Origin of the sequence: Brachybacterium kimchii (assembly GCF_023373525.1) — a bacterium.
GTDB lineage: Bacteria > Actinomycetota > Actinomycetes > Actinomycetales > Dermabacteraceae > Brachybacterium > Brachybacterium kimchii.
In genome coordinates this window covers 1,703,899-1,717,544 of sequence record NZ_CP097218.1, presented here as the reverse complement: position 1 = coordinate 1,717,544, position 13,646 = coordinate 1,703,899, and the positions used below count along the sequence as shown (strand labels likewise).

Below are 13,646 nucleotides of genomic sequence, written 5' to 3'. Positions count from 1 at the left end.
TCTCATCAGCACGAGTACGACAAGAGCAAGGACCTGAACGTGGCCGGATCCCAGAACTATCTCGCTGTCATCAAGGTCGTCGGCATCGGCGGCGGCGGTGTCAACGCCGTCAACCGCATGATCGAATCCGGCCTCAAGGGCGTCGAGTTCATCGCGATCAACACCGACGCCCAGGCGCTGCTCATGTCGGATGCCGACGTGAAGCTCGACGTGGGCAAGGAGATCACCCGCGGCCTCGGCGCCGGCGCCGATCCCGAGGTGGGCCGCAAGGCCGCCGAGGACCACGGCGAGGAGATCGAGGAGGTCCTGCGCGGGGCCGACATGGTCTTCGTGACCGCCGGCGAGGGCGGCGGCACCGGCACGGGCGGCGCGCCCGTGGTCGCCAAGATCGCCCGCAGCCTCGGCGCGCTGACCATCGGCGTGGTCACCCGTCCCTTCACCTTCGAGGGCCGCCGCCGCTCGAGCCAGGCCGAGTCCGGCATCGAGGCGCTGCAGTCCGAGGTCGACACCCTCATCGTCATCCCCAACGACCGCCTGCTCTCGATCGCCGACAAGCAGGTCTCGATGCTCGACGCGTTCAAGAGCGCGGACCAGGTCCTGCTCTCGGGCGTCCAGGGCATCACGGACCTCATCACCACGCCGGGCCTGATCAACCTCGACTTCGCCGACGTGAAGTCCGTCATGCAGGGAGCCGGCAGCGCCCTCATGGGCATCGGCTCCTCCCGCGGGGACGATCGCGCCCTGCAGGCCGCCGAGCTCGCCGTCTCCAGCCCCCTGCTGGAGGCCTCGATCGACGGCGCCTACGGCGTGCTGCTCTCGATCCAGGGCGGCAGCGACCTCGGCCTCTACGAGGTCTCGGAGGCCGCTCGCCTGGTGCAGGAGGCCGCCCACCCGGACGCGAACATCATCTTCGGCTCCGTCATCGACGACGCCCTGGGCGACGAGGTCCGCGTGACCGTCATCGCCGCCGGCTTCGAGGGCGGCGGGCCCACCCCGCGCACCGATTCCTCGAGCGCCGTGCGCTCGGGCGGATCGGACCGCGGGGACCGCGGCCTGGCCGCGGGCGGATCGGACCGCGCCTCCCGTCAGGAGGGCGCCGCCCGCGCCTTCGGCGCGAGCCGTCCCTCGCCGTCGGCCCCGGCCCGTCCCGAGCCGCGCCCGGTGCGCTCGGCCGATTCCGCGTCGACCGCGACCAGCGGCGGCTGGGGAGCTCCCCAGCAGAGCTTCACGCCGTCGCAGCAGGCGCCGGCCGGCGAGCCCGCCGCGGCCGATCCGGCGGATGTCGAGGAGGAGGCGCCCCAGCAGGCGCAGCCCGTGCAGCCGGCCCCCGTCCAGCCGCAGTCCTCCCCGGTGCGCCCGCCGCGCGTCGAGGAGCCCCCGGCCGACGACGACGACCTGGACCTGCCCTCGTTCCTCAAGTGAGCGACCGGCAGCAGTGAACGACCAGCGGCCGACGGCCGTCACCGGTGCTCGGGCCCCGCGGCTTCGCGGGGCCCGAGCCCTGTTCACGACCCGTCTCGGCGGGGTCTCCGAGCCCCCGTTCGAGGGGCTGAACCTCGCCCATCACGTGGGCGACGCCCCGGAGGCCGTGACACGGAACCGCGAGCTGCTCGCCGCGCACATCGGCGCGCCCCTCGTCTTCGTCGAGCAGGTCCACTCCGACCGCGTGCACGTGCTGCGGGCGTCGGAATCCGCCGCAGGGGATGCGGAGGATGCAGGGGGCGCGGGGGAGCGGCAGGTCGTGACAGCGGATGCGCTGGTCACCGACCGCGCTGACGTGGCCCTGGCGATCATGGTGGCCGACTGCCTCCCGGTGCTTTTCAGCGACGCCGAGGCCGGCGTCGTGGCCGCGGCGCATGCGGGCCGTGCGGGCCTGCTCGGCGGAGTGCTCGAGCGCACGCTCGAGCAGATGCGAGCGCTCGGCGCGCGCCCGGAGCGCACGCATGCGGCCATCGGCCCGGGCATCTGCGGGTCCTGCTACGAGGTGCCCGAGGAGATGCGCGCCCGGGCCTCCGCAGACCTCCCGGCCGTCCGGGCGACCACGCGTCAGGGCACCCCGGCCCTCGATCTGCGCGCCGGCGCCCGCGCGGTCCTCGAGAAGGCGGGTCTGGCTTCGTCGGCCGTCGACGACGACCATCCGTGCACCCTCGAGACCGACGCCCTGTTCTCCTACCGCCGCGCGCAGCGCACGGGCCGGTTCGCCGGAGTGATCCGCCGCGCGTGACCCGGCGCGGCTGCGCCCGCCCCGGCCCGACCGCGGCCGCCGCGTCGCGAGCGCCGGTGACATGCGCCGCGACCGCGGGTGATGCGACACGCCGGTCGACGACACGCCGTCCACGTCCGTCGGAGCGTCGCGACCCTCCGGTAGGTTCTTGACCGGGACTCCCGCGCACTCCCCGTGCTTCCCCGGAGTCCCACCAACCGCAGCGGACGAACGAATGCACAGGGAGAGCACCATGGGAGCCTGGCACAACGCGATGGTCGCTCTCGGCCTCGCCAACGAGGTCGACGAGGACTACTACGAGGACGAGCAGCCGCGTCGCGACGAGGTGGCGCCCGTGCGCCGCACCGAGCGCGCGCCGGAGCCGGCCCACGAGCGGGAGGCGCAGGTGACCCCGATCCGTCAGCGCCAGAGCAGCGTGGTGGCCGTCAGCCACCCGTCGGAGGACACGATGCAGCGCATCACCACCATTCACCCGCGCTCGTACAACGACGCCAAGGCGATCGGCGAGTCCTTCCGGGACGGCGTGCCGGTGATCGTGAACCTGAGCGACATGCAGGACGGCGATGCCAAGCGCATGGTCGACTTCTGCGCCGGTCTGGTCTTCGGGCTGCGCGGCAGCATCGAGCGCATCACCGGGAAGGTGTTCCTGCTCTCCCCGGAGTTCGTCGAGGTGGACGGCGAGTCCACCACGGACGAGGGCAGCTTCTACAACCAGAGCTGAGCGCGCAGTGCAGCTGATCGCCTCGATCCTCTACCTCGCGCTGCTGCTGTACACGCTGGTCCTGCTGGCACGTCTCGTGCTCGACTGGATCCGCTCGTACGCGCGCGACTTCCGGCCCCGCGGCATCGTGCTGCTGCTGTTCGAGATCGTCTTCACGCTCACGGATCCCCCTGTGCGCGCTCTGCGCCGGGTGATCCCGCCCCTGCGGCTGGGCAGCTTCTCCCTCGACCTCAGCCTGCTGATCCTGCTGCTGGTGTGCTCCCTGCTGATGCGCGTGCTCTGGGGCATCGCGATCTGAGGCCCGCGCGGGCGCCCTCGCGCCCTGGGGTCGGGAGGCCCTGCCCGCGGACGTGGTGCCTGCCACGGCGGCGGGGTTCACGACCTGGCCGTGGCACCTCGCGCGATCCGCTACGCTGTGCAGTGCGACGCTGAGCGGCGCGTTGACCACACGACGTACGAGAAGGTGACCCATGGCTCTGATGCCCGAGGACCTGGAGAACAAGCGGTTCACCCCGGTTCGGTTCTCCGAAGGCTACGACATGGACGAGGTCGACAATTACCTCGACCTCGAGGTGCTTCCGCGCCTGCAGGAGCTCATCGACGAGAACGCCCGGCTGACCAAGGAGCTCGAGGAGGCGCACAACCGCGTCGCCGAGCTCGAGAGCGCCGCGCAGGACGGCTCCGCCGCCGCGGCCGCCGCTCCGGCCGAGCCGGTGGAGGACGCGACCTCCGAGACCGCTGCCGTCAGCGAGAGCGCCGCGGCCCCCGAGGCCGCGACCGCCGAGACCGGCACCACGGAGGCGGACACCGCCGCCCTCGCCGATGCGCAGTCCACGCAGGACGCCGCGGCCGCCGTCGCCGAGACGCCCGACCAGTCGGCCGCAGGCATCATCGCCCTCGCCAACCGCCTGCACGACGAGCACGTGCGCAACGGCGAGGCCGAGCGCGACCGCCTCATCTCCGAGGCCAACGACGAGCACCAGCGCATCGTCGGCGAGGCCGAGGAGAAGTCCCGCACCACGCTCGACGACCTCGAGACCAAGAAGGCCGATCTCGAGAAGAAGATCGAGAAGCTGCGCACGTTCGAGCGCGATTACCGCAACCGTCTGCGCAACTACCTGGAGAACCAGCTCAGCGAGCTCGAGACGAGCGAGACCCAGGACAAGCACGCGAACTTCGGCCTGTGAGCCGCAGCTCCACCGCATCGGCGGCCGCCGGACCTGACGGGTCCGGCGGCCGCCGCCGTTCGCCGGTCCCCGGCGGCGGGGCAGACGGCGCGCTGCGGGGCATCTCCCGGACGACCGCGCTGATCGTCGTCGTGGCGGTGGCCGCGGTCATCCTGATCCTCGACCAGGTCACCAAGCACTGGGCGGAGGCGCACCTCGCACCGCTCACCCCGCAGCCGCTCCTCGGCGAGATCCTGCAGCTGAACCTGCTGTACAACTCGGGCGCGGCCTGGGGGATGGGATCGGGCATCACCCCCGTGGTCACGATCGTGCAGATCGTCATCGCCGTCGCCGTGGTGGTGTTCGCCCTGCGCTCGGTGCGCTCGCGCCCCTATGCGATCGCCCTCGGCCTCGTGCTCGGAGGGGCGCTCGGGAACATCCACGACCGCCTGCTGCGGGCCCCCGGCCCCTTCACCGGCTGGGTCGTCGACTTCCTGCAGCTGCCGCACTGGCCGATCTTCAACGTCGCCGACATGGGGGTGACCGGCGGAGCCCTGCTCGTGGTGCTTCTGGGCCTGCTCGGCCGACCCGCGAACCCGTCGGCCGCGGACCCGGACGCGACCGCAGACCCGGCCGCCCCCGACGACCCGACCTCCCAGGAGCCGCCGCGATGAGCGAGGAGCGCACCGTCCCCGTGCCCGACGGCCTCGCAGGGGAGCGCGTGGACGTCGGCATCGCCCGGCTGTTCGGGCTCTCGCGCACGCGCGCCGCGGACCTCGTGATGGCCGGCGAGGTCGCGGTGGACGGCGCGATGCCCGCGCGCTCGACCCGACTTGAGCCCGGCGCGATGCTCACAGTGCGCATCCCGCAGGAGGCGCCGCCCCTCGAGGTGCGCCCGAGCATCGTCGAGGGCATGGGCCTCGTGCACCAGGACGACGACATCGTGGTGATCGACAAGCCCGTGGGCGTGGCCGCCCACCCCAGTGCGGGCTGGAGCGGGCCGACGGTCCTCGGGCACCTCGCCGGCGCGGGTGTCAGCATCGTGACCTCGGGAGATCCGGAGCGCCGCGGCATCGTCTCCCGCCTGGACGTGGGCACGAGCGGCCTCATGGTCGTCGCCCGCACCGAGCGCGCGTACACCGTGCTCAAGGACGCCTTCCGCGCCCGCGAGGTCTCCAAGACCTACCACGCGCTCTGCCAGGGGCGGCCGATGCCGCCGCAGGGCACGATCGACTCGCCCATCGGGCGCTCGCCGAACCACCACTACAAGTTCGCCGTGCTGCGCGACGGCAAGCCCTCGGTCACGCACTACGACGTGATGGAGGAGCTGCCCGGCGCGGCGCTCTGCGAGGTGCACCTCGAGACCGGGCGCACCCACCAGATCCGCGTGCACTTCTCCGCCATGCGCCACCCGCTGGCGGGGGACCCCCTGTACGGGTCGGACCCGACGCTCGCGGCGCGCATCGGCCTCGAGCGGCAGTGGCTGCATGCCATGGAGCTCTCCTTCGTGCACCCCGTGACCCGCGAGCAGGTCACCTTCACCTCGCACTATCCCGCTGATCTCCAGCACGCGCTCGACGCCCTGCGTGAGGGTGCCTGAGCGCCTCGTGCCCGTGGTGGGTGCGCGTCGGGCCCGCGGTCGGGGCGCCTGTGAGCACCGACTCCGACGGAGCGTATCGATGACGGGTGCGCACCCGCGGGGCCTGTACGGTCGAGGCATGAGCGAGGAGCGACCCGACCCCGATGCGGGCACATCCCTGATCCCGCCCCATGAGCGCGCGCTCGCGAGGCCCGGCTTCCCCGTCGGCCGCGTGGCCCGGCTGCTGGGGCTGGATCCGGCGGATGCCGAGGTCGTCCTCCACGACGAGGAGCGCATGCACCGGGCCATCACCGAGGCCGGCCGCGCCTTCCTCGAGGCCGACGACGACCGGCGCGCGGGCCGCATGCCGCGCTCGGCGATCGCCATGGACCCCGAGTTCCCCACAGGCACGGGCATGGCGCTGCTCGGGGCGGCCGCGCTCTGGGAGCACCGCGAGCACGTGCCCAGGATCGCCCTGCGCGTGGCCAAGGACCTCTACGAGAACCGCGAGGACGCGCTGGCCGCGAGCTTCCTGGGCCTCGTCCAGGAGTCCGTGGATCCCGGCGGCGACGAGGCCTCCGCCTGGGCCGCCCAGTCCCTGCTGATGCAGGTCATGCAGCGCTCGGGCGATCCCGCGAAGGCCGACGAGATCGCCCGCGACCTCGCCGCCCACTCCGTTCCCCTGGATCTCTGGCGCGACGACGACCCCACCCTGCCGGACGACTCGATGGCCTGGCACGGCGGTGCCTTCGTGGGCGGCATCCCGCCCCGCCGCGACGAGCGCCACCTCAGCTACGAGGACGTCCATGACTACCTCGACCAGCTGCTCACCGGCATGCGCCGCGAGCAGGAGGCCGAGGAGGACGGGACGGCCGAGCAGGGCCGGCCGGGCCATGAGAACGGGACGGCCGAGGAGGACGGAAGTACTGGGAGGCCGTCCGACGGGTGACCCCGGCGGGCGGGCCGACGGGGACACCCGATGCCGGCGCCAGGGCCGACGGCTCCGGGCCCGTCGGACGAGCCCGAACTGTCGCGCACCGGCGCCGGTGCGACCTCTCTGGCATATATGGCAGAGGGGTCCGGTATACGCCGGTCGGTGACAGCGGGACCGGTGGCCCGTGGCCCGTACCGGTGGCCGGTGGCCGTACCGCTGACCGGTGACCGGGGACCGGCGGCCCGTGACCGGTGGCCAGGGACCGGGGACTGGGGAGAGGGGACAGGGGCGTCGACCGCCCCGCCGCGAACGCTCGGAACCCCGCCCGCATTCCCGACGCGCCCGACCCGCCGGGGTGACCTCCCCGACCCTTCCGAGAGTCGACGGGACGGCCCGTCCGTCGGCCCTCACCAGTACGCTGGAGCGCATGGCCGACGACTTCGTTCACCTCCACGTCCATACCGACTACTCGTTGCTGGACGGGGCCGCGAAGGTCGACAAACTCATCGACGAGGTGGTCCGCCAGGACCAGAAGGCCATCGCCATCACCGACCACGGATATGTGTTCGGCGCCTACGAGTTCTACAAGACCGCGACGGCCGCCGGCGTGAAGCCGATCATCGGCGTCGAGGCCTACGTGACCCCGGGGACCAGCCGCCACGACCGCACCCGCGTGCAGTGGGGCACGAAGGCCCAGCAGGAGGCCGGGGACGACGTCTCCGCCCGCGGCGCCTACACGCACCTCACCCTGCTCTCGCGCTCGACCGAGGGCATGCACAACCTGTTCCGCCTGGCCTCGGAGGCCTCGCTCGACGGGCAGATGGGCAAGTGGCCTCGCATGGACCGCGAGATCCTGCAGAAGTACTCGGGGGGCCTGATCGCCTCCACCGGCTGCCCCTCGGGCGAGGTGCAGACCCGCCTCCGGCTGGGCCAGTGGGACGAGGCGGTGAAGGCCGCCGGCGAGTTCCAGGACATGTTCGGCAAGGAGAACTACTTCGTCGAGCTCATGGACCACGGCCTCGATCTCGAGAAGCGCGTGACCAAGGAGCTCATCGAGCTCTCGAAGCACATCGGCGCGCCGCTGCTGGCGACCAACGACCTCCACTACGTCACGGAGGAGGACGCGAAGATCCAGGACGCCCTGCTGTGCATCAACTCGGGCTCCACCTTCGACACCCCCGGGCGCTTCAAGTTCGGCGGTTCCGGCTACTACCTGAAGTCCGCCCGCGAGATGCGCGAGCTGTTCCGCGAGCTGCCCGAGGCCTGCGACAACACCCTGAAGATCGCCGAGATGTGCGAGGTCTCCTTCACCACGACCGCCGAGGGCGCGAACTTCATGCCCGTCTTCCCCTGCCCGCCCGGCGAGGACGAGCACTCGTGGTTCATCAAGGAGGTCCAGCGGGGGCTCGAGTACCGCTTCCCGCAGGGGATCCCGGACGACGTGAAGAAGCAGGCCGAGTACGAGACCGGGATCATCACCCAGATGGGCTTCCCGGGCTACTTCCTCGTCGTCTCCGACTTCATCAAGTGGGCCAAGGAGAACGGGATCCGCGTGGGACCGGGACGAGGCTCGGGCGCCGGCTCGATGGTCGCCTACGCCATGCGCATCACCGACCTGAACCCCCTCGAGCACGGCCTGCTGTTCGAGCGCTTCCTGAACCCCGACCGCGTCTCCATGCCCGACTTCGACGTCGACTTCGATGATCGCCGCCGCGGCGAGGTCATCGAGTACGTGACCCGCAAGTACGGCGACGACAAGGTCTCCCAGCTGGTGACCTTCGGCGTCATGAAGACCAAGAACTCCCTCAAGGACGCCTCGCGCGTGCTGGGCTACCCGTACGCGATGGGCGACATGCTCTCCAAGGCGCTGCCGCCGTCGGTCATGGGCAAGGACATCCCGCTCTCGGGCATCCACGACCCCGAGCACAAGCGCTACGCCGAGGCCGGCGAGTTCCGCCGCGTGGTCGACGAGAACCCCGACGCGCAGCGCGTCCTGGAGATCGCGAAGGGCGTCGAGGGCCTGGCCCGCGGCTGGGGCGTGCACGCCTGCGGGATCATCATGTCCAGCCACACCCTGACGGACATCATCCCGATCATGCGTCGCCCCTCGGACGGCCAGGTCATCACCCAGTTCGAGTACCCCGAGTGCGAGGCGCTCGGGCTGCTGAAGATGGACTTCCTGGGACTGCGCAACCTCACGATCGTCTCCGACGCCCTCGACAACATCGGGAAGAACGGGAAGACCGCCCCGGACCTGGAGACCCTCGAGTTCGACGACCCCGCGCCCTACACCCTGCTCCAGCGCGGCGACACCGCGGGCGTGTTCCAGTTCGACTCCGCCGGCTACCGCGAGCTCTGCCGGCAGATGAAGCCCGACAAGTTCGGCGACATCTCGGCGCTCGGCGCGCTCTACCGCCCCGGCCCGATGGGCATGAACTCCCACACGAACTACGCCCTGCGCAAGAACGGGCTGCAGGACATCACCCCCATCCACCCCGAGCTCGAGGAGCCCCTGCAGGAGGTCCTCTCCGAGACCTACGGCCTGATCGTCTATCAGGAGCAGGTCATGCAGATCGCGCAGAAGGTCGCCGGGTACTCGCTCGGCGAGGCCGACATCCTGCGCCGCGCGATGGGCAAGAAGAAGAAGGCGGAGCTGGACAAGCAGTACGTCTCCTTCGAGGCCGGCATGAAGGAGCGCGGCTACTCCGCCGCCGCCATCAAGGCGCTCTGGGACACGCTGCTGCCCTTCGCCGACTACGCGTTCAACAAGTCGCACTCCGCCGCCTACGGCGTGGTCTCCTACTGGACGGCCTACCTCAAGGCGCACTTCCCGACCGAGTACATGGCGGCTCTGCTCACCTCCACCCAGGAGAACCGCGACCGCCTCGGCTTCTACCTCGGCGACTGCCGCCACCACGGCATCACCGTGCTGCCTCCGGACGTCAACGAGTCCGACATGTACTTCTCGGCCGTCGGGGACGACATCCGCTTCGGACTCTCCGCGATCCGCAACGTGGGTGCGAACGTCGTCGAGGCGATCCTGCAGGCCCGCGAGGAGAAGGGCGCCTTCACGTCCTTCACCGACTTCCTGGACAAGGTCCCGCTCACCGTGTGCAACAAGCGCACCATCGAGTCCCTCATCAAGGGCGGCGCCTTCGACTCCCTCGGAGCCAACCGCCGCTCGCTCGTCCTCATCCACGAGGACGCCGTGGACTCCGTGGTCGGCGTCAAGCGCAAGGAGGCCCAGGGCCAGTACGACCTGTTCGGCTCCGACCTCTTCGGCGGAGGCGAGGAGGGAGACGCGGCCTCCGGCTCCTCGGCGACGATCACGATCCCCGAGGTTCCCGAATGGGACCGCAAGGAGAAGCTCGCCTTCGAGCGCAACATGCTGGGCCTGTACGTCTCGGACCACCCGCTGCACGGGCTCGAGCACATCATCGCCCAGAACTCGACGACCACGATCAGCTCCCTGGCGGATGACGGCGCGATCGAGGACGGCACGATGGTCACGATCGCCGGCCTCATCACGGGCCTGCAGCGCAAGACCACCAAGAAGGGCGACATGTGGGCGATCGCCACCGTCGAGGACCTCGAGGGTGCGATCGACTGCCTGCTGTTCCCGACCACCTACCAGACCGTCGCGACCGAGCTCGCCGAGGACCTCGTGGTCTCCATGAAGGGTCGCGTCGACACCTCCAAGGGCATGCCCGAGATGCGCGTCATGGAGATGACGATCCCCGACACCTCCAGCTCGATGGGCACCGACGGCCCCGTGATCATCACCGTGCCCGCCGCCCGCTTCACCCAGCGGATCGCCGAGGACCTGCGCGGCGTGCTCGAGGACAACCGCGGCATGAGCGAGGTGCGGCTGAAGCTCCAGGAGCCCGGACGCTCCACGCTGATGGAGCTCGACCGCAGGCTCGCGGTCTCGCCGTCGGCCGCGCTCTACGCCTCGCTCAAGGCTCTGCTGGGCCCCGGCTGCCTGCACTGATGAGCGCGCACGCGGGGCGGACCGGACCGGCCGGGCGTGCTGGACGGGCGGGGACACTGCGCGCGGCGACCTTCAACATCCATCACGGCGCCTCGGCCGACGACCACCTCGACCTCGCCCGCACCGCGGCGGAGATCCGCGCCCTGGACGCGGACGTCGTGGGCCTGCAGGAGGTCGACGTCGCCTTCGGCGACCGCTCCGCGGGCGAGGACCAGGCCCGGGCGCTCGCCCAGATGCTCGGGATGGACGTGGCCTTCGCGCCGGCCATCGACCGCCCCGGGACGGACCTCGACGGGCCCCGGCGCCAGTACGGGGTCGCACTTCTGGTCCGAGGGCGGATCCTCGACTCCGCGACACACCTGCTCCCCGCCGGCCCGGGCCTCGGCCCGCTGCGCGAACCGCGGGCCGTGCTGTGCGCGAGCGTGCGCAGAGCACGGGACGAGGACGGCGCAGCGGATGCACCGGCGGGGGACCGGTCCGATCCCGCGGACGCGCCGATGCGCGCCGACCTCACCGTCCTCGTCACGCACCTGGACAAGGAGCACCCTGGGCATCGCCGCGCACAGATCGGACGGATCCTCGAGATCGAGGCTCGGCGCGCGCTGGACCTGCACGGCCCGGGTGACGGCGAGCCCTCCGCTCCTCCCGCGCTGCTGCTCGGAGACATGAACGCCGACCAGGGCGCCACCGAGATGCGGATGCTCGCTTCCGCGGGCTGGCGCGACGCGGCCCTCGAGGCCAGTGGCCGGGCCCCTTCCGGCGGTGGCCGCACCGAGGAAGGCGGGCTCGCGGAGGGCCGTGCCGTCGGCGGCGCATCGGCGGTCGGGCGCGTGGGGAGGACACTCACGGCGGCACTGCGCTCGCCGGCGCTCGCCATCGCGACCACCGCGGTGGTCTCTGCGGCCTCGAACGTGGCCGCCGCCGTGGCCTCGCACCTCCCGGGCACGGGAAGCGCGATGGGCGCGGGCGTGCGCGGATCGTTCCCCGCCGTGTTCCCGGTGCGGAGGATCGACGGGATCTGGGTGCACGGGCCTCTCACCGCGCGCGCCGTCGAGGTGCCGCCGGGGAAGGCGTCGGACCATCGGCCCGTCGTCGCCACCCTTGAGGACACGGGCCCGGCCTGAGCGGCCCGCCCCTGGCCTACGGTGGGGCCATGACCGTCGACGCCGTCGCCCTCCTGCCCGATCCTCTGCTGCGCAGCTTCCGCGAGCGCGCCGCGGTCCACGACCGTGAGAACACCTTCCCCCGTGATGACCTCGAGGATCTCCGGGAGCTCGGCTACCTGCGCCTGCTGGTGCCCCGCGAGATGGGCGGGTTCGGCGCGAGCCTGCTGGAGGCGAGCCGCATCCAGCGCCGTCTCGCCGGCGCCGCGCCCGCGACCGCCCTCGCCATGAACATGCACCTGGTGATCACCGGAGCCGCCCTGCACGCCCATCGCCTGGGCGCTGAAGGGGTCGAGCCGATCTTCGAGTACGCCCTCGCGGGCCGCCTGCTCGCCTTCGGCATCTCAGAGCCCGGCAACGAGGCGATGCTCTTCGACTCCCAGACCGTCGCCCGCAGCGACGGCCAGGGCGGATACCTGCTCGAGGGCACCAAGATCTTCACCTCCCTCGCGCCCGTCTGGGACCGGCTGGTCGTGCACGGCAGGATCCCCGGGGACGACGTCGACCTCCCGCTCGTCCTCGGCTCCATCGAGCGCACCGAGGCGGTCGAGACGCTCGAGGACTGGGACACCCACGGCATGCGGGCCACCCAGTCGCGCACCACCCGTCTGCACGGCGCCCGCCTCGCGGCCGAGGACGTCATCACGCGGACGCCCGTCGGCCCGAACACGGACCCCTTCGTGATGGGGATCTTCGGGGCCTTCGAGCTGCTCCTGGCGTCGGTGTACACGGGACTGGCCGAACGCGCCGTCGAGCTGGGCACGCAGATCGCGTCTCGGCGCCGCAGCGCCACACGCGGCATCGTCCTCGCCGACGACCCGGACGTGCGCCGCCGCCTCGCCGGCGCGGCGATCGCGCTGGACGGGTCCATGCTGCAGATCGAGAAGCTGGTCGCCGATCTCGACGCCCTGGGCACGGGCACGAGCGCACCGGGGACCGTGGATCACGGCCCGCGCTGGTTCCTGCAGCTCTCCGGCGTGAAGCACCGCGCGACCGAGGCGGCGATCGGCGCGGTCGACCAGGTGCTCCGCGCGAGCGGCGGCGCGCACTTCTCGCGCACCTCGGAGCTCGAGCGCCTCTCGCGGGACGTCCGCGCCGGCCTCTACCACCCCTCGGACGAGGAGTCCGTGCACGCCTCCTATGCCCGGGCTCTGCTCGGGGAGATCGGCGCCGATCGGGAGGAGTGAGCGCCGGGCGAGCCACAGGGCCCCCGGCCCTCGGCTCGGACCCGTCGGCGCTCAGGGCCTCAGGCCCGTCGGCGCTCAGGTCCGCCGGTAGCCGAGGACGACGGCGGGGGAGCCGGTGACCTGGTAGCGGAAGTCCGGCAGCAGCTCGACGTAGCCGCAGCGACGGTACAGGGCCCGCGCCGGATTATCGGGGCCCGTCGACAGCAGCGAGGTGGCCTGGGGCATCGTCGCGTGCAGGTGCTCGAGGAGCGCACGGGCGAAGCCGCGTCCGCGGGCCCACGGGGTGGTCGCGACCTCGACCACCTCGAAGGCGTCGAGCGTCCAGTCCGCGAGCCCCGCCGCCTCGAGCGCGCCCTGCACCTGCCGCGGCCACCAGGAGCTCGGGTGGTAGACGTGTCCGAACAGCATGGAGTGCAGCTGCGAGGTCCGCTCGTCCTCCACGACGGCGATGCGCGTGCCCGGGACCATCGAGAGCGAATGACGGATCCGACCGCGCAGATGATCGAGCAGGGACGCGCTCGCGTCCCATGCGGCGCGGTACACCTCGAGGACCTCCTCGAGGCGCGCACGGGCCTCCTCGGGAGTCAGATCACGCGCGATCGCAGAGGGCACAGCGACAGACTAGAGCGGGAGACGACAGGGCGCAGGGCGGCTGTGGACGAAGGTGCGTGCCGTCGGTCA

At 71.8% G+C, this 13,646-nt stretch carries 12 protein-coding genes; 11 read left to right on the top strand and 1 reads right to left on the bottom strand.

Going from position 1 to position 13,646, the window contains the following annotated elements; genetic code table 11:
- Positions 1-39 precede the first annotated feature (39 nt).
- The 11 genes from ftsZ to M4486_RS08105 all read left to right on the top strand — a co-directional run bounded on the left by ftsZ (position 40) and on the right by M4486_RS08105 (position 12,965).
- On the top strand, positions 40-1,422 hold the full coding sequence (gene ftsZ / locus M4486_RS08155; protein WP_249480677.1) for a cell division protein FtsZ: 1,383 nt from the start codon (positions 40-42) through the stop codon (positions 1,420-1,422).
- Positions 1,423-1,435: 13 nt separating this feature from the next.
- A complete protein-coding gene (pgeF, locus tag M4486_RS08150) occupies positions 1,436-2,224 on the top strand; it encodes a peptidoglycan editing factor PgeF (RefSeq protein ID WP_249480676.1) in 789 nt (262 codons plus the stop codon).
- Between the two features lie 232 nt (positions 2,225-2,456).
- Positions 2,457-2,945: a cell division protein SepF gene (locus tag M4486_RS08145; RefSeq protein WP_200501115.1), complete on the top strand. Its 489-nt coding sequence runs from the start codon at positions 2,457-2,459 to the stop codon at positions 2,943-2,945.
- Positions 2,946-2,952: 7 nt separating this feature from the next.
- Entirely contained in the window at positions 2,953-3,243 is a 291-nt protein-coding gene (locus M4486_RS08140; protein ID WP_200501114.1) for a YggT family protein, read from the top strand.
- A 172-nt stretch (positions 3,244-3,415) separates the two neighbouring features.
- Positions 3,416-4,132 carry a DivIVA domain-containing protein gene (locus tag M4486_RS08135; protein ID WP_249480675.1) on the top strand — a complete coding sequence of 239 codons (717 nt, stop codon included), beginning with the start codon at positions 3,416-3,418 and terminating at the stop codon, positions 4,130-4,132.
- Positions 4,129-4,785 carry a signal peptidase II gene (gene lspA, locus M4486_RS08130; RefSeq protein WP_249480674.1) on the top strand — a complete coding sequence of 219 codons (657 nt, stop codon included), beginning with the start codon at positions 4,129-4,131 and terminating at the stop codon, positions 4,783-4,785. The genes M4486_RS08135 and lspA overlap by 4 nt, the downstream gene beginning before the upstream one ends.
- On the top strand, positions 4,782-5,711 hold the full coding sequence (locus M4486_RS08125) for an RluA family pseudouridine synthase (protein WP_249480673.1): 930 nt from the start codon (positions 4,782-4,784) through the stop codon (positions 5,709-5,711). Before lspA ends, M4486_RS08125 begins: the two co-directional genes overlap by 4 nt.
- Before the next feature lie 118 nt (positions 5,712-5,829).
- Positions 5,830-6,639: a hypothetical protein gene (locus tag M4486_RS08120; protein ID WP_249480672.1), complete on the top strand. Its 810-nt coding sequence runs from the start codon at positions 5,830-5,832 to the stop codon at positions 6,637-6,639.
- Positions 6,640-7,051: 412 nt separating this feature from the next.
- Positions 7,052-10,615: a DNA polymerase III subunit alpha gene (gene dnaE / locus M4486_RS08115; protein WP_249480671.1), complete on the top strand. Its 3,564-nt coding sequence runs from the start codon at positions 7,052-7,054 to the stop codon at positions 10,613-10,615.
- Positions 10,615-11,739, top strand: a complete 1,125-nt coding sequence (locus M4486_RS08110; protein ID WP_249480670.1) for an endonuclease/exonuclease/phosphatase family protein — start codon at positions 10,615-10,617, stop codon at positions 11,737-11,739. The genes dnaE and M4486_RS08110 overlap by 1 nt, the downstream gene beginning before the upstream one ends.
- 29 nt (positions 11,740-11,768) lie before the next feature.
- Positions 11,769-12,965: an acyl-CoA dehydrogenase family protein gene (locus tag M4486_RS08105; RefSeq protein WP_249480669.1), complete on the top strand. Its 1,197-nt coding sequence runs from the start codon at positions 11,769-11,771 to the stop codon at positions 12,963-12,965.
- Between the two features lie 75 nt (positions 12,966-13,040).
- Here M4486_RS08105 and M4486_RS08100 read toward each other — a convergent pair whose 3' ends face one another.
- Positions 13,041-13,577 (bottom strand): GNAT family N-acetyltransferase, encoded by a 537-nt coding sequence (locus M4486_RS08100; RefSeq protein WP_249480668.1) that lies wholly within the window; start codon positions 13,575-13,577, stop codon positions 13,041-13,043.
- Between the last annotated feature and the right edge of the window lie 69 nt (positions 13,578-13,646).